The 15904-nt window shown below is 73.9% G+C and carries 14 protein-coding genes; 5 read left to right on the plus strand and 9 right to left on the minus strand.

Annotated elements, in window-relative coordinates; all coding sequences use genetic code 11:
- Positions 1-273 precede the first annotated feature (273 nt).
- The 3 genes from BM242_RS30025 (at position 274) to BM242_RS30030 (ending at position 1768) form a co-directional block, all read left to right on the plus strand.
- A complete protein-coding gene (locus tag BM242_RS30025; protein ID WP_245833839.1) occupies positions 274-1050 on the plus strand; it encodes a Scr1 family TA system antitoxin-like transcriptional regulator in 777 nt (258 codons plus the stop codon).
- Positions 1047-1268, plus strand: coding sequence for a DUF397 domain-containing protein (locus BM242_RS05040; protein ID WP_093837439.1), 222 nt, complete (start codon positions 1047-1049; stop codon positions 1266-1268). Before BM242_RS30025 ends, BM242_RS05040 begins: the two co-directional genes overlap by 4 nt.
- A 149-nt stretch (positions 1269-1417) precedes the next feature.
- Complete coding sequence (locus tag BM242_RS30030; protein WP_245833840.1) at positions 1418-1768, plus strand: hypothetical protein; 351 nt, start codon at positions 1418-1420, stop codon at positions 1766-1768.
- Here BM242_RS30030 and BM242_RS05050 read toward each other — a convergent pair.
- The 7 genes from BM242_RS05050 to BM242_RS05080 all read right to left on the minus strand — a co-directional run bounded on the left by BM242_RS05050 (position 1750) and on the right by BM242_RS05080 (position 9544).
- Complete coding sequence (locus tag BM242_RS05050) at positions 1750-2169, minus strand: hypothetical protein (protein WP_093837440.1); 420 nt, start codon at positions 2167-2169, stop codon at positions 1750-1752. The two genes, BM242_RS30030 and BM242_RS05050, sit on opposite strands and share 19 nt — an antisense overlap.
- A gap of 3 nt (positions 2170-2172) precedes the next feature.
- On the minus strand, positions 2173-2859 hold the full coding sequence (locus BM242_RS05055) for a DUF697 domain-containing protein (protein WP_175541274.1): 687 nt from the start codon (positions 2857-2859) through the stop codon (positions 2173-2175).
- Between the two features lie 105 nt (positions 2860-2964).
- Complete coding sequence (locus BM242_RS05060) at positions 2965-3735, minus strand: response regulator transcription factor (RefSeq protein ID WP_139238261.1); 771 nt, start codon at positions 3733-3735, stop codon at positions 2965-2967.
- Positions 3720-5246, minus strand: coding sequence for a sensor histidine kinase (locus tag BM242_RS05065; protein WP_093837443.1), 1527 nt, complete (start codon positions 5244-5246; stop codon positions 3720-3722). The genes BM242_RS05060 and BM242_RS05065 overlap by 16 nt, the downstream gene beginning before the upstream one ends.
- A gap of 101 nt (positions 5247-5347) precedes the next feature.
- Positions 5348-6745: a serine/threonine protein kinase gene (locus tag BM242_RS05070; RefSeq protein ID WP_093837444.1), complete on the minus strand. Its 1398-nt coding sequence runs from the start codon at positions 6743-6745 to the stop codon at positions 5348-5350.
- Positions 6742-7311: a DUF3824 domain-containing protein gene (locus BM242_RS05075; RefSeq protein WP_139238263.1), complete on the minus strand. Its 570-nt coding sequence runs from the start codon at positions 7309-7311 to the stop codon at positions 6742-6744. The genes BM242_RS05070 and BM242_RS05075 overlap by 4 nt, the downstream gene beginning before the upstream one ends.
- Positions 7312-7627: 316 nt before the next feature.
- Positions 7628-9544 (minus strand): HsdM family class I SAM-dependent methyltransferase, encoded by a 1917-nt coding sequence (locus BM242_RS05080; protein WP_093837446.1) that lies wholly within the window; start codon positions 9542-9544, stop codon positions 7628-7630.
- Between the two features lie 220 nt (positions 9545-9764).
- Between BM242_RS05080 and BM242_RS05085 the strand changes: the two genes are divergently transcribed.
- Both BM242_RS05085 and BM242_RS05090 read left to right on the plus strand, forming a co-directional pair.
- Positions 9765-10583, plus strand: a complete 819-nt coding sequence (locus BM242_RS05085; RefSeq protein ID WP_139238264.1) for an Rv1352/Rv1906c domain-containing protein — start codon at positions 9765-9767, stop codon at positions 10581-10583.
- A gap of 198 nt (positions 10584-10781) precedes the next feature.
- Positions 10782-11447, plus strand: a complete 666-nt coding sequence (locus BM242_RS05090; protein ID WP_093837448.1) for an Rv1352/Rv1906c domain-containing protein — start codon at positions 10782-10784, stop codon at positions 11445-11447.
- Between the two features lie 3 nt (positions 11448-11450).
- Here the strand turns inward: BM242_RS05090 and mfd are convergent, their stop codons facing one another.
- Together mfd and BM242_RS05100 are read right to left on the minus strand one after the other, a co-directional pair.
- Complete coding sequence (mfd, locus tag BM242_RS05095) at positions 11451-15026, minus strand: transcription-repair coupling factor (RefSeq protein ID WP_093837449.1); 3576 nt, start codon at positions 15024-15026, stop codon at positions 11451-11453.
- 222 nt (positions 15027-15248) lie between these two features.
- Positions 15249-15767 carry a GNAT family N-acetyltransferase gene (locus BM242_RS05100; protein ID WP_093837450.1) on the minus strand — a complete coding sequence of 173 codons (519 nt, stop codon included), beginning with the start codon at positions 15765-15767 and terminating at the stop codon, positions 15249-15251.
- Positions 15768-15904: the final 137 nt, after the last annotated feature.

Consider the following 15904-nt stretch of genomic DNA (forward strand, 5'->3'; position numbering starts at 1 on the left):
GGCAGGCGACCTTGAGCGTTTGCCGACACGTCGGGCATCCGTTGTAGCCACAGCAGTCAGGGCACCAGATGCGTCCGTGTCCCGCGCAGCAACCGCAGTGGCTCTCCGGCTTGCGGCCGTTCTCAAAGGATTCGCCAGGGCCGTCACCGTGTTTTGCTCATACCTGCGGCATGCGCACAGGCGCGGGCCAGCCGTTGTCCTATGGCGCACGGCGCATCCGGGGTGCAGGTCTCGCATTCGGCCGCGTGGAGCCGACGGGCGGAGTGCGTTGGGATGAGGTTCCAGGTTCCCGCGCACCGCGTGACGATTCCGGCGCCGATCAGCGACCCTGAAGCGGTGAAGCGCCGGACGTTCGTCGCCGATGCCGGAGCGCTCGCGGCCGCCGCGATCGTGCCCGGCGGAGCGGGGCCGCGGATCGGCGCTGCCGGTGTCGCACGGCTTCGCGCGGGACTCGACAGCCTGTATCAGGTCGACCACATGACGGGCAGCGTGCCGGCCATAACGCAGGCCCGTCACATCGAGAACAAGATCACGCTTGCGCTCGGGGGCGCCTCGTACACGGGCCGTATCGGCCGTGAGCTGCAGACCATGCTCGCCGAGCCGCACGGTCACCGCGCTTGGTACGGCTACGACGGTGGGCGTATCAACGAGGGGCGTGCCGCCCGCATGGAAGCGCTCGCGGCGGCACAGCTTGTCGACAACCCGCTGCTCCAGGTCTCCGTACTGGAAACGCTGGTGCTGCTCGCCGTCAAGGCCGGCCGCTCGCTCACCTTCCTGATCACGGCGGCCGGCACCCCGCACCTCCGGCTCCAGGTGCTGCCGTTCTCGGCCGGGGCTCCGGCCGCGCATATGAAGCCGTTCACCCTCTTGCGGTTGGCGGACTCCTCAACTGTGCTGTACAGCGAGAGCCGGGTGGGCGGCCGGATGTACGACTCCGCTCGCACGGTGACCGCCGCGCTCGATGATTATGATCTGCTCAGGGCACACGCGCTGTCCCCTGACCGGGCGTTGGTCCTGCTGGAGACCCTGTTGAAGGAGTACCGCGCATGAGCGCCGCCCCGGAGGCCAACTCGGCCATATGGATCAGGTCCTCCTACAGCGACGGCAGCGGGGGGCAGTGCGTCGAGTTCTGCCCGTCATTCGCCGGGGCCGGGGTGATCCCGGTCCGGGACAGCAAGGACCCGCACGGCCCGGTCCTGACGTTCCCGGCGGACGGCTGGGCAGGCTTCCTCTCCACCCTCCGGGCGGACGGCCCCGCCGCCGCCTGAGCACCGCCTGGCCGCACACACGACGAACCACCGGGCGGGGAGCCTTCGGAGCTCCGAAGGCTCCCCGCTCACGTCCGCAGAGCAGCGGTAAGTCGATCGTGTGCGGGTGTTCACGGATTCTCGTTCAGGATGCACAGCGGTTTCCGCCCGTGGCGCTGGAGGTGTTCGACGAGGCGCGGGTGGTCGCCGAACCGTGCTCGGTTCAGGAGGCGTGCGGCTGCGCAGAGCTGCGCCCGCCGGCCGTCCGAGAGGACACCGCGTGGTGGAGCAACGTGATGGAGCAGGAAGCCGTCGCCGTAGAGCACATGGACGGAACGGCCACCGCGCAGGCCGAGGACGCCTTCCGGCTGGTGTACGCCGAAGCGTTCGCCGAGCCGCCCCACAACGAGACCCCGGAGACCGGTCTGTCACCTTCGGCAACACCTTCGACCCGTCCAGCGCGCCCAGCGCCGATCTCGGTACTGGCTGCCCTATCGGCGGTCTACTTGGGCGGGGTGTAGCCGTTGGTGCCGTTCACGTAGTCGGAAGGGGAGAGGTACTGGGTGCCGTCGGCGGCGGTGATGGATTCGCCGGGGTCCGGGACGGAGACCGCGCTGCCGCCCTGGATCTCGGTGTGGTGTCCGAAGCGGACCTCGCCGTCCGCACCGGCCGGATCGGCGGCCCCGCCGTCCGTCATCAGGGTGTAGCCCGCGCCGGCCGCGCCCCCGGCCGGGTCCAGCAGGGCGGCCCCGGTGACCGCCGCACCCAGCGCGCCCAGCACCCTGCCGGTGACGCGTCCGGCGCGCTCGCGCTGTTCCTCGTCCGCGTCGAGCGCGGCGGCGACCGCGCGGCCCAGAGAGGTGCCGCCCCGGGTCGCGATACGGCCGGCGGCCATGGCGGCGCCGGTGGCCCAGAAACCCATGGCTCAGCCCTCCTTCCCCGACCGGCGGCCCTTGCGGCCCTCCGCGATCAGGCTGGTGGTGAGCCAGCTGACCGCCCGGCGGTTCAGCTCGGCCAGCAGCAGCTTGGCGATGTCCGTCTTGAGGAATTCGTCGAGCGGCCCGACCTCGTGGGTCGCGACATACTCGCAGAACCCGATCCAGGCGTAGCCGACCGCGGCCGTCCCCACGGTGGCGACCGAGGCGTTCACCGCCGCGCCGGCCACCGAGCCCGCACCGGGGATGAGCTTGACCAGGCTGCCCGCCGCATAGGTGCCGGCGCGGCGGGCGCCCTGGGCGAGCAGCACCGAGCCGAGCACCGTGAGGTCCTTGGCCACCGGCGGGTGACCGTAGTGCTCGGTGATCTTCTGCACCAGCGCCACCTGGGCGAGGGTGAGCGGTATCGCGTCGGCGAACGGCAGCGGCACGGCGCCGACCGCCGCCGAGAATCCGCAGGTGCCGAGCACCGCGCGCTGGGCGGCACGGCGGCTCTCCTTGCGCGCGGTCCTTTCGGCGGCGCCCGAGGTCTCCGTGCGGCGCGGCGGCGCCTCGGCCGAGGCGTCCGGCGCCCGGAACGCGGCAAGGTCGCGCAGGAGGTGGTGCGGGTCGAGCAGTTGCTCGGCCTCGGCGGGGCTGATGATGTCGCGTCGTCGGCTGCTGCCCGGCTGTCTCATGGGATCCTCCCGGTGCCAGCTGTCCCGGCGGGGTGCCGGGCGCTTCGTCCCTGCCAGCATCCGGCAGCGGACGGGCGGGAGGGAGGGAAATGTTCCTACGGCTGGTCAGGTGCGCGGCCGGTGGGTCCGGGAGGTGATCAGCCGGCGCAGTTCGGCGTCCCGGAAGAACCGGAGGTGGGTGCGCGCGAAGCCGTGCAGCTGGGCGAGGCGGGAAGGCCGGTGCTGCCGCAGCATCGCGTCCCCGGCCGCCGTCTCCGGCGGGTGCAGGAACGCGGGCCCGCCGAACGTCCGGTGCAGTTCCTCCACGTGGGGCCAGTGCCGGGCAAGGAACTTGTCCACCGTCTTCACATGCACATGGGCGGTCTGGGCCAGGACATTCCGGTTGGTGTAGTAGGGGAGTTGTTCCCAGATGGCGAGGTCGACGGAGGTCGGGAGGAGGCGGTCCAGCCAGGACGGGCCGTGCGCGGGCGGGCGGTAGCGGTCGCCGCGCAGCGGACCGGAGGGGCGGTCACCGCGCCCGACGGCGGTCACCAGCTCGCGGATCTGGGCACCGGTCGTCTCCTTGGTGATCAGCCCCACGGGGGAATGGAACTCGAAGGCGGCCAGCAGGAACAGCAGACGGTTCTCCTCGCTGTCGGCCGAGTAGATCACCGAAGGAACACCGTGTCCGGCAAGGGACCGCAGGGCGGTGAGTCCGCTGACCGGCTCCCTTCCGAAGTCGAGGTCCACCAGGGCCAGGCCGAAGCCGCCGGTGCGGAGCAGGCCGTCCAGCAGCCGGGGTGCGGGGACCCACACCGCCTCATGGCCGGTGCCGTCCAGGGCACGGGCCACGGCCTCCCCCGCCGGCATCACATTGTCGATCACCACGACTCGCATGACCTGTGCTCCCCCTGTCCGGATTCCCCGAAGTCCGGCGGCTGTACTTGCTCTTCCCCGGCCGGGCTCCGGGTACCCCGGTCACCGGAGTCCTGTGCCCGCCAGTGGGCGGAGGCGACGGTTCCGGAATTCCGGGCCACGTCTCCGGCAGCCGCGGCGGGGCGCCAGGTGAGCTCCCCGCCGTAAACGGTGAGCCAGTGCCGCAGCAGCCGGGAACTGCGGTGGGGCGGCCCGCCGGCCGCCGGGTCCTCCGCCACACCGGGGCCGTTGTCACGGACGGTAAGACACACTGTCGGGGGAGCCGTTCCGGAGGCATCCCGCAGCGCGCAGGACACCTCGATCCGCCGGGCTCCGGCGTTGAACGCATTGGTGAGCAGATCGGGCAGCACCCGCCGGGCGATCTGGTAGTCCACCGGGCCGAGGCTCAGCCGCGCGGAGTCCGCGTCCGTGGTGCAGCAGTCCTGCTGCGGGGCCGGGAAGGTGCGCAGCACCAGCTCCCACAGCTCGCCGAACCGGTGCGGGTCGGCGCGGTCGGAGCCGTACTGGATGTCCAGCCGCGCCTCCTCGGCCTGGAGCATGGCCTCGCGCACCAGACGGCGCACCTCCTGTGGATCGGGATCGGGCTCGTCCAGATACTGCCGGAGCAGGCTGAGGGAGTTGCGGCTGATGCTGTGCAGGGCGACGGCGCTCTCCTGCCGCCAGACCGCCCGGTGAGCCGTTTCGTCGGCGGCTGCCGCCCGCAGCAGCACTTCGTAGCAGGCCCACATCGGGTAGTAGAGCAGCGGTGTGGCGCACAGCGCGGCGTACCACGGCACCGGCAGGACACCGGCGGTGCCGTTGTAGGGGAAGAGATAGGCAACGAGCATCCCGCTGAAGACCAGGGGCAGCAGCGGGCGCAGCCGGCGCAGTCCGCGCGAGGGCGGCTGGTAGGGGCTGTACCAGCCGGCGTCGATCATCGCCTGGGCGGCGGCGGACAGCGAGTACAGCACGCCGAGGACGATTCCGGCGATGCGGATGCCCGGGGACAGGCCGGGCACCGGAAGCGGGCCGGTGAACAGCCACAGAGCGGACAGGGCACCGGCGGTCTCGGCGAAGCCGGAGGCGTCCATGGTGGCACGGCCGTTGACGCCCAGCAGATGGGCGGCGAGACGACGGGCCGGGGACAGCCGGGCGCCGGTGAGCCGCTCCAGGGTGCCCAGCCTGGTGTGCAGGTGGGCGAGCAGCACCGCGGCGCTGGTCACAGAGAGCTGGGCCACGGCGCGCAGGGGCTGCCCGGCGGCGGCGCCGGGCAGCACGAGCAGCAGCCACATCCCGGCGACGCAGGCGGCCCGGAAGTACACGCCCGCGCGCCAGAGACTTGTGCCCGCGCGCAGGGCGACACCGTAGGAGGGCGCGCTGCTCTCGGGTGTGGACACCCCGGACCGGGCGGCGGCGGGCAGGTGGGGCAGTGGCTCGGCAGGCCGGGGTGTCGGGCGGCTGCCCGCCCCGGTGTCCGCGTCGCTGCCGTGCACCCCTCGCCCCCCGTTGTGTGCGTGGGCCGAGCGTAGCGGGGCAGGTGCGGGGCCGGGGTCGTTTCCGGGCGCCCAGCCGGCGGGCGCTTGGGCGAGCTGCTTCAGGCGTAGCTGCCGAGACTGCGCAGGCAGTGCTGTTCGTCCTGGCGGAGCTGGGCGACGACCGGGTCGTACGGGCCGCGTTCGGCGGTGAACTCCTGGATCAGGCGGCGGATCTCCGGCAGCGCGCGGGCGAACTGGCCGGTGTCCAGCAGGGTCGCGGCGTACTGCTTGCGCAGGCTGCGCACCACCGCGGAGGTCTCGCCGTAGCGGGCGGCGGCCATCGGCAGGGCGTTGCTGAGCAGGTCGGCGACCCGGGCGTACTGGCCCTCGGCCAGCAGGCGCTTCACCTCGTCCAGGGTGGCGGAGAGGGTGGGCCCGGCGCCGTGGATGCCGCCGGCCGGGGTGCGGGGGTCGGGATGGCCGTAGCCGTGGGCGGGGGGCTGCGGCGGGCCCGCGGCCACGGACACGGCCGGGCCGGGCGCCGCGGGACGGGCGCCGCGGGGGGCCGGCGGCCAGGGGGCCATCGGGTGCCGGAAGGGGCGGGTCGGGTCCAGCGGGGTGTCCGGCGCCGGGCCGGGGGCCGGGCCGGACAGGCCGTGGCGCGCCAGCAGCGCGGTCAGGCCGGCATGGGTCCGGTGGGCGTCGGCCGGGCGGCCGGCCGGGTCCCGGGCCAGCAGTTGGTGCACCAGGGCGGCGAGTTCGTCCGGGGCGTCCGGGCGCAGGCCGCGCAGCGCGGGCGGGTCGTGGTGCAGCTTCTTGTAGAGCAGCCCGGCCGCGTTGGGCGCGCTGAACGGGGGTCTGCCGGTGAGGAGTTCATAACCGATCGCGCCCAGCGCGTAGAGGTCGGCGCGCGGGCCGACCGGCGGTTCGCCGACGCCCTGTTCCGGGGCCATGTAGACCGGTGTGCCGATCAGGGTGCCGGTGCGGGTGAGGCTGGTGTCCTCGTCGCCGCGGACGGCGGCGATGCCCAGGTCCAGCACGGTCACCCGGCCGTCCGGACGGACCATCACATTGCCCGGCTTGAGGTCGCGGTGCACGATTCCGGCGGCGTGCACCGCCACCAGCACCGAGCTGAGCTGGGCGAGGACGGCCAGCGCCCAGGCCACGGGGTACGGGGCCGTCTCGCCGTGCTCGGCAAGGTGGTCGGCCAGGCCGCAGCCGTCGACCAGTTGCATGACCAGGAAGAGTTCGTCGGCCTCGGCGCCGGCGTCGTAGACGGCGACCAGGCCGGGGTGGTCGATGCGGGCGGTGGCGCGGCATTCGCGCAGGAAGCGGCGGCGCAGTTCCTCGGGGTCGGTGGTGCCGGAGAGGGAGGCCAGGCGTTCGGCGTGCAGCAGCTTGACGGCGATCCGGCGTCCGCCGAGCGCGGTGTCCGTCCCGGCCCAGACCTCCCCCATGCCGCCGCGGCCGAGGGGTTCGGCGAGTTCGTAGCGTCCGGCGAGCAGCCGTGGGCTCACCGGTCGTCCTCCTGCTTGCGCAGCAGTTCGCCCAGCTCGTCGAGCTCATCGGCGACCTGCCGCATGCGCGGGGACGGCCCGGCGGAGGGCTGCGGCCGGGACTGGGGCGGTGCGGGAGGGAGGGTGGCCGGGCCGGGGGCCACCGGGCCGGGCCCGGCCGGGCCCGGGTGGTACGGAGCGGGCGTGCCGTGGCCGTAGGGCCGGTGGTGGGGCGGGTCCATCGGACCGGGCAGCAGCACCCCGGAGGGCGGGGGCGGGCCGGGGAACGGGCCGGGCGGCTCGGGCCGCCAGGGGCCGCCGCCGGCCAGCGCATAGGCCACCCCGCCGACGATCATGCACAGGGCGTAGCCGCCGCCGAGGGCGCTGAGGGTTTCCTCGCTCTCGGTGACCGGGTTCTCCGGAATGCGCCACATCATGATCCCGTAGACCACGGTGAGCGCCAGCCAGCCGGCGAAGACGGCCCAGTCGGCCGGGCGGCCCCGGCGGATGGCGAAGCGCAGCGGCGGCACCCAGGAGAGGAAGCCCAGGGACCACAGGGGGAAGGTGGCGAACAGGACGCGGGCCACGATCTGTCCGTTGCCGCCGCCCCTTCCCGCCGGCGCGGACGCATGGGACGGAACCGGGCCGTACATCGCCACTCCCTCTCCCCCCGTTTCCCCGTTTTCCGCGTGTTCCGCGTGTTCCGCGTGGTCCGCGTGTTCCGCGTGGTCCGCGTGTTTCCGTCCGCCCGTGCGCCCCGTCGCGGGCGGCGGCGGCTCGTTCCCGGGCCGGGCGGAACATCCGTCGGCCGGGACGAGAATATCCCGGGCGGGCCGCCGGACGGGCCGCCGTGGCCGGGACGTGACCGGCCCCGCCGGGCCGGGCCGCCGGCGGGGTGTCCGGTCAGTCGGGGCGGGGGGCGGGAAGGGTGCCGTCGGTGAGACCGTCGACCGCGCCCTGGACATAGCGGCGGCCCAGCGACAGGGTGCGCTCCAGTTCGGCCTCGAAGGCGGCCAGGTCGCGGAAGCAGCGGCCGTAGGCGTGCTGGGCCGCAAGCGGCAGCCGGGGCACCTTCAGCCGGCGCAGGTCGATCCGGGAGGCGGCGGAGGCATAGCTGCTGGCCTGGCGGGTGTTGCGGGTGTTGCGCAGAAAGCCGGCCAGGAACCAGGGGTCGAGCGCCGCCGGGTCGGGACGCAGCAGCCCGGTGTGGCGGTCCCCGGGCGCGAGGGCCGGCCGGCCGGCCGTCTCCTCGGTGACGACCCGCGCGAAGGCGGTGCTGTCGCCGAGCAGCGGGACGAGCACGTCCCCGGGGCGCGGCTCGGGCAGGGTCTCCTCGCCCGAGACGGTGTGCACGGTGAGGGCTCCGCCGCGGGCGAGCTCGGCGAGGGTGACGGTGGGCCGGCCGGCGGCGGGGGCGGGCCCGGCGGCGGGCAGTTCCGGGGTCAGCTCGTGGCTGCGCAGCAGGCCGTCCCGCAGCAGGCCGCGCACCCGGCCCAGGGCGTCCGGGCCGGATGCCTCGGCAGGCGGCGGCAGATGGCGGGCCGGCGCCAGGTCCACGTCCTCGTCCAGCAGGTCGATGGCCGGGATGGCGCGGCGCACGCCGGGGATGCCGATGCCGAGGCCGGCGCCGGTCCCGGAGCCGGCGAAGGCCGCCCAGGCGTCCAGCACGGTGCGCTGCACGGCCGGCCAGTCCACCGGGCGCCGGCCGTCGGAGCGGTGCTCGCGGTGGTGCGGGCCGGCGGCGTCCACCACCAGCAGCCGGGGACCGGGGCCGGGCGGGCCGCCGGGCCGGGTCAGCACCCACAGGTGCAGCGCCAGATTGTGCGGCGGGGCCGCGCCCGCCGGGAGGGCGATCACCGCGCGCAGCGCGCCGCGGCGCAGCAGCGCGGCCCGGATGCGGCGGCCGGTGCGGCGGGAGGCGGCGGCCGGCGGCATCAGCAGCACGGCGGTGCCGCCGGGGCGGAGCCGGGCCAGGGCGTGCTGCACCCAGGCGAGTTCGGATTCGGTGCGGGCCGGCAGTCCGTACTCCCACCGGGGGTCGTAGGTGAGCTGGTCGTGGCCCCAGTGGCGTTCGTTGAACGGGGGGTGGCAGAGCACCGCGTCCACCGTGCGGTCCGGGAAGACATCGGCGCGCAGGGCGTCGCCGGGGTGGATCTGGACGGCCGAGCCGCCGCGCAGGGCCAGCCGGAGGCCGCCGAGGCGGGCCAGGGAGGCGTCGGTGTCCTGGCCGAGGAGTTCGGCCGGCCGGTCGCGGCCGTCGCCGCGGGCGGCGGCGAGCAGGGTGGCGGGGCCGCAGGCCGGGTCGAGCACGGTGGCGGCCGGTCCGGCGAGGGCGGCCATCAGGGCGGCGGCCTCCGGCGGGGTGGGGCTGAGCTGGCGGGAGACGGTGTCCAGGTAGCGGTCGAGGAGAAAGCCGAAGGCGTCGGCGGGGGAGGTCTCGGCGGCCAGGGCGGCGGCGGTGGCGGCGATCGGACCGGCCTCCTCGGGGGTGCGGCTGCCGTGGTCCAGCAGTTGTTCCCCGATCCGGGCCAGGGTCGCGGCGAGCGTGCCGGTTCCGGTGCCGGCGCCGGTGCCGGCGGTGCCCTCGCGGGCCTCGACCAACTGCCAGAGCCGTTCCCGCAGCGGCACCTCGGCCAGCTTGCCGTTGCGGCGCAGCCACCGCTCGATCTCGGGCAGCGCGAAGGTGGGGCTGGTCTGGGTGCCGCCCACCGGGCGGGGGAAGTCCTCGTGGCGCCGCCGCCAGTTGCTGACCGCGGCGCGGCCGACGCCGGCCAGTCGGGCGATTCCGGCGGAGGTGACCTCCGCATCCTGTTCCGGCACTCGGCTCGCTCCCCTCGCTGTGCTGCTGGTCCAGAAGTGTGCACCAGTACCGCCCAGTATTCCGCGACGCCCTCGATACACAGCGATGCTCACCCGTTTCTCGAATCTCGTGTTGACTCGGTTCACAAGTCATGCTGTGATTACCTCACCGGCTCAGGGAGGGCCGGATCACCACGGACTTCGCTCCGTACACCCGCATCCGGGAGGGGACACCACAGCCATGGCTGAGCAGCTTCCGAACACCGTTCCGGCCGTCGAGCGTCCACGGGCCCGCCGCTTCGCGCGGAGGCGGATGCCGGCCCTGGCCGGACTGGCCGCCGCCGCCCTGACCGTGGGCGCGCTGACCGCCTGCACTCCCGAGGAGGACGGCCCCGAGGGCACCGGCGGCTCCTCGCAGGAGGACAGCGGCGGCGGGAACACGGCGGACGAAGGGGCCGAGGGCGCCGAGAACAGCGAGAACGGCGAGGACGGCGAGAACGGCGAGAACGGCGAGGACGCCGGGAACACAGCGGGGGGCGGGTCCAGCGCGGACGGCGGCGACACCGGCGAGGCGATCGACGGCAGCGCGGGACGTCTGGAGGTCGGCACCGACATCCCGCCCGGCCTGTACAGGTCGGTGGACAACGACTTCTGCTACTGGGAGCGGAACAACGGCGGCGAGGACGAGTTCGAATCGATCATCGCCAACGGCACGGTCGAGGGCCAGGCGTATGTGCAGATCGCCGAGACCGACGTCTACTTCGACACCGAGGACTGCGGCGACTGGACCCCGGTGCCGGAGGGTGTCACCGGCGAGCAGGCCACCGAGATCCCCGGCAACGGCGGCACCTTCATGGTCGGCGTGGACATCGCTCCGGGCACCTACAAGTCCGCGGGCAACACCGAGGAGTGCTACTGGGAGCGGCTGACCGACCTGTCCGGCTCCCTGGACTCCATCGCGGACAACAACTTCGCCACCGGCCAGGCCATCGTCACCATCGAGGACGACGACGCCTTCTTCACCAGCAACTTCTGCACCGACTGGGTCAAGCAGGACTGACCGCGCGGCACCCACCGCACGACACGCACCGCACGACCGAGGCCCGGCGGCTCAGCGCCCCGGGCCTCGTCACCGTCCGGGCGCCGCCGGCCCGCGCCGGGCGCCGCCGGATGCGCCCGCCAGCCCTTTTCGGACAGCGCAGCGTATCCGTATGGTCGCTTTCGGCAATCACCGGGTCATCATGGAGGGGAGCGGAAGGTGCGGAGCACCTCGCGACACCAGGGGACGGCCGTCGTCGCCGCCGCCGTCGCCGTCGCGTTTGCCGCGGCCGGGCTGACCGGCTGCGAGGACGCCGCCAGATCGCCCTCCGCGGACGCCGCGCAGGAGTCGGCGGAGGCGGAGAACGGCAAGAACGACGGCACCGCCGAGGGGTTCGGCGGGGACGCGGGCGAGCTGGAGGTCGGCACCGAGGTGCGGCCGGGCCTGTATGTCTCCACCGGCAACGAGTTCTGCTTCTGGCGGCGGGACAACGGCGGCGATGTGCCGGTGGCCAGCGACGCCCCGGTGGGCACCAGCTATGTCCGGATCGACGGGACCGACCTCACCTTCACCACCGAGGGATGCGGCGACTGGCGGCCGGTGCCCGAGCCCGCCCGGGCCCCGGAGGGCGGCCCGGCCCGGAAGTTCCCCGGCGACGCCGGGGTGCTGCTGATCGGTGTGGACATCGCCCCGGGGGTCTATCTCTCCACCGGCAACGACGAGGACTGCTTCTTCCAGACGATGACCGACGCCTCCCACGAGTGGCAGTCCCTGGGCGAGCCCGGCGTCGTGGCCGGCGACGGCACCGCCCGGATCGACGCGACCGAGGAGGGCACCTTTCTGCGCACCATGGGGTGCCAGGACTGGGCCGCCGGGCCCGAGTGACGGTCAGCCGAGGATGCCGGTGAGGAACTCCCCCGTCCAGGCCAGGAGCTGCCGGCCGGTGAGCGGCTTGCCGCCCACCCGGGCGGTGGCCGGGCGGGGCACCAGCACCTGGCCGGTGGCCTGCTTGATCACCGACCCCGGATGGAGCCGCTTCAGCCGCAGCTCCTGCGATTCCCGCAGCTCCACCGGGGAGAAGCGGATCTTGTTGCCCTGGAGCGTGATGTCGGACACCCCGCGGGAGCGGGCCAGCAGCCGCAGCCCGGCGACCAGCAGCAGATTCTCCACCGGCTCGGGCAGCGGCCCATAGCGGTCCGCCAGCTCCTCGCGGACGGCCCGCACGTCCTCCTCGCCGTTGATCTCCGCGATCGCCCGGTAGGCCTGGAGGCGCAGCCGCTCCCCCGGCGCGTAGTCGTGCGGCAGATGGGCGTCCACCGGAAGCTCGATCTTGACCTCCAGCGGCGCCTCCTCGGCCGGCTCCCCGCCCTCCGTGAGCGACTGCCGGTACTCGGTGACCGCCTCGCCGACCATCCGGACGTAAAGGTCGAAACCGACGCCCGCGATGTGCCCGGACTGCTCGGCGCCCAGCAGATTGCCCGCGCCCCGGATCTCCAGATCCTTCATGGCCACATACATGCCGGCGCCCATCTCGGTGTGCTGGGCGATGGTGGCCAGCCGCTCGTGGGCGGTCTCGGTGAGCGGCTTCTCGGGCGGATAGAGGAAGTAGGCGTAGCCGCGTTCCCGGCCCCGGCCGACCCGGCCGCGCAACTGGTGCAGCTGGGACAGCCCGAAGGTGTCGCCGCGCTCCACGATCAGGGTGTTGGCATTGGTGATGTCGATGCCGGACTCCACGATGGTGGTGGAGACCAGCACATCGAAGCGCTTCTCCCAGAAGTCCACCACCACCCGTTCCAGGGCGGTTTCCGACATCTGGCCGTGGGCGACGGCGATCCGCGCCTCGGGCACGGCCTGGCGCAGCCGGGCGGCGGCCCGCTCGATCGACTCCACCCGGTTGTGGATGTAGAACACCTGGCCCTCGCGCAGCAGCTCGCGGCGGATGGCGGCGCCGATCTGTCTCTCCTCGTAGGGGCCGACAAAGGTGAGCACCGGGTGGCGTTCCTCGGGCGGGGTGGTGATGGTCGACATCTCGCGGATGCCGGTGACCGCCATCTCCAGGGTGCGCGGAATGGGGGTGGCGGACATGGTCAGCACATCCACATTGGCGCGCAGCTTCTTGAGCTGCTCCTTGTGCTCGACGCCGAACCGCTGCTCCTCGTCGATGATCACCAGGCCCAGGTTCCTGAACTTGGTGCCGCCGGAGAACAGCCGGTGGGTGCCGATGACCACATCGACCGTGCCGTCGGACAGCCCTTCCTGGACGCGCTGGGCCTCGGCGTCGCTCTGGAACCGGGAGAGCGCCCGCACCTGGACCGGGAACTGCCGGTAGCGCTCGGTGAAGGTCTCCCAGTGCTGCTTGACCAGCAGGGTGGTGGGCACCAGAACGGCCACCTGCTTGCCGTCCTGCACCGCCTTGAAGGCCGCCCGGACCGCGATCTCGGTCTTGCCGTAGCCGACGTCGCCGCAGATCAGCCGGTCCATCGGGACGGACTTCTCCATGTCCAGCTTGACCTCGGCGATGGTGGTGAGCTGGTCCGGGGTCTCGGCGTAGGGGAAGGCGTCCTCCAGCTCCCGCTGCCAGGGGGTGTCCGGGCCGAAGGCGTGGCCGGGGGCGGCCATCCGGGCGGAGTAGAGCCGGATCAGGTCGGCGGCGATCTCCTTGACCGCCTTCTTGGCGCGGGCCTTGGTCTTGGCCCAGTCGGCCCCGCCCAGCCGGTGCAGGCTGGGCGCCTCGCCGCCGACATAGCGGGTCACCTGGTCGAGCTGGTCGGTGGGCACGAAGAGGCGGTCGCCCGGCTGGCCGCGCTTGGCCGGCGCGTACTCCACCACCAGATACTCCCGGGTGGCGCCCTGCACGGTGCGCTGCACCATCTCGATGTAGCGGCCCACACCGTGCTGCTCGTGCACGATGAAGTCGCCGGTCTGGAGGGAGAGCGGGTCCAGGGTCTTGCGGCGGCGGGCGGGCATCCGGGTCCCGGCGCCGCCGGCGGTCTTCTGGCCGGTCAGGTCGGTCTCGGTGAGCACGGCGAGGCGGAGCCCGGGGGCGGTGAACCCGGTCTCCAGCGAGCCGCAGGCCACATGCACCACGGACGGGCCGATGGGGCCGTCCAGATGCGCCTGGAGGCCGGCCGCGATGCCCTCGGAGGCGAGCACCTCGGTGGTGCGGGCGGCCGGCCCGTGGCCCTCGGTGAGGAACACCACCCGCCAGCCCTCGGCCAGCCAGCCCTTGGTGTCGGCCAGCGCACGGGCGATGTCGCCGCGGTAGCTCTCGGGGGCCTTCAGCCCCAGCTCCAGGGTGTCCGCACCGGCCTCACCCGCCGCACCGGTGTCGCCCGCCGTACCGGGCGCCTCGCCGACGGCGGTGAACGGCGACACGGTCCACCACATCATGCCCAGCTCGCGGGCGTGCTCGCGGACCTCGGCGAGCGAGCGCAGCGAGGCCGCGCCCAGGTCGACGGGCGCCTCTCCGCCGCCGGCGGTGGCGGCCCATGAGGCCTGGAGGAACTCGGCGCTGGTGGCCACCAGGTCGGCGGCCCGGGTGCGCACCCGCTCCGGATCGCAGACCACGGTCATGGTGTTGCCGGGGACGACGTCCAGCAGCAGCTCCATGTCGTCCACCAGGGCCGGGGCCAGCGATTCCATGCCCTCCACCGCGATGCCCTGGGCCAGCTTGTCCAGCATCTCGGCCAGCTCCGGATGCTCGGCGGCCAGCTCCGCGGCCCGCTCCCTGACGTGCGGCGTCAGCAGCAGTTCGCGGCACGGCGGCGCCCACAGGCCGTGCTCGGCCACCTCCAGGGAACGCTGGTCGGCCACCTTGAACCAGCGGATCTCCTCGATGTCGTCGCCCCAGAACTCCACCCGCAGCGGATGCTCCTCGGTGGGCGGGAAGACGTCCAGGATGCCGCCGCGCACGGCGAACTCGCCGCGCTTCTCCACCAGCTCCACCCGGCTGTAGGCGGCTGCCGCCAGCGCCTCGGTGACCTCCCCCAGATCCGCCGTCCGGCCGGCCCGCAGCGCCACCGGACGCAGCTCGCCCAGCCCCTTGACCTGCGGCTGGAGAATCGAACGGACCGGCGCCACCACCACCGAGACCGGCCCCGCGGCGGGGTCGTCGGCGCTGGGGTGGGCGAGCCGGCGCAGCACCGCCAGCCGCTTGCCCACGGTGTCGGCGCGCGGCGAGAGCCGCTCGTGCGGCAGGGTCTCCCAGGCCGGGAACTCCACCACGCCCTCGGGGGGCAGCAGCGAGCGCAGCGCCGCGGCCAGGTCCTCGGCCTCCCGCCCGGTGGCGGTGACGGCCAGCACCGGGCGGCCGGTGCGCCGGGCCAGCGCGGCCACGGTGAACGGGCGCGCCGCGGCCGGGCCGATCAGGTCGACATGGTGCCGGTGACCGGCGGACGCCGCCCGGACGGCCTCGGCGAGGGCGGCGTCTTCCACGACAGCATCGAGCAGGCCGTGCAGGCTCATATGGTTTCCATCCCGGTGGCTGAGTCGGCCCGGTGGGCCCGGTGACGGGGCGGGGCACGGAACACAACGAACACACAAAGCGCCCGACACGCGCTGCGGGCCGGGTTCCCTCCAGACTACGCCCCCACTCGCGAAACGCCTGTGGCGGCGGTCGCCCCCCGTGGCCGCCGCCGGGCGGCAGGCGTCGCCGGGTGCGTGCGGGTCCAGTGTGACGGAAGGAGGCTAGAGCCGGGAGAAGGGGGCGGCGTAGTGGAAGGGGCCGCGCAGCACGGCGGGGCAGGCGGCCAGCGGCCGGATCTGGAAGAACTCGCCCCAGGCGGGGTCGGGCGCCAGGATGCCGAAGTCCGCGGCCGGGCGGAAGCCGAAGCGGCGGTAGAAGGCGGGGCTGCCGAGCAGCCCGGCCAGCGGTTCGTCCAGGGCGTCGGCGGCGCCCAGCACCGCGTGCATCAGCGCCGAGCCCACGCCCCGCAACTGGTGGTCGGGATGGACGCTGAGCGGGCCGAGGCCGAGCACGGGGGTGGAGCCGACCCGGCCGCGGGTGCAGACCACATGGCCGAGGATGTCGCCGCCGGGGGAGTCGGTGGCGACCAGGGAGAGCCGGGGCAGCCAGCCCTCGTCCTTGCGCAGCTCGTCGAGCAGGGTGGTCTCGGCGGGCAGGGGGCTGCCGGGCTTGGCGAAGGCGGCGGTGGTGACGGCCGCGACGGCGGCTTCGTCGCCCGGGTTCTCACGTCGGATCAGCACCGCCTCAGTCTGCCGCCCGGGCAGGACCGGCGCAATGGGATTTCGAACACGCGTACCAATTCGAACACCTGGGCGGGCCGGGTGCCGAAGGCCGCGCGCGGCGGCAAGAACCCGCCCCGGGCGGGGGGCTGCCCGGG

It is taken from the genome of Streptomyces aidingensis (assembly GCF_900112355.1).
In the GTDB taxonomy this organism is placed as follows: Bacteria; Actinomycetota; Actinomycetes; order Streptomycetales; family Streptomycetaceae; genus Streptomyces; species Streptomyces aidingensis.

Coding starts and splice junctions, on each gene's coding strand:
- BM242_RS05055 (WP_175541274.1), bottom strand. CDS start 2,859: ATGAGACAGCCGGGCAGCAGCCGACGACGCGACATCATCAGCCCCGCC.
- BM242_RS05040 (WP_093837439.1), top strand. CDS start 1,047: ATGAGCGCCGCCCCGGAGGCCAACTCGGCCATATGGATCAGGTCCTCC.
- BM242_RS05060 (WP_139238261.1), bottom strand. CDS start 3,735: ATGCGAGTCGTGGTGATCGACAATGTGATGCCGGCGGGGGAGGCCGTG.
- BM242_RS05085 (WP_139238264.1), top strand. CDS start 9,765: ATGGCTGAGCAGCTTCCGAACACCGTTCCGGCCGTCGAGCGTCCACGG.
- mfd (WP_093837449.1), bottom strand. CDS start 15,026: ATGAGCCTGCACGGCCTGCTCGATGCTGTCGTGGAAGACGCCGCCCTC.
- BM242_RS30025 (WP_245833839.1), top strand. CDS start 274: ATGAGGTTCCAGGTTCCCGCGCACCGCGTGACGATTCCGGCGCCGATC.
- BM242_RS05050 (WP_093837440.1), bottom strand. CDS start 2,169: ATGGGTTTCTGGGCCACCGGCGCCGCCATGGCCGCCGGCCGTATCGCG.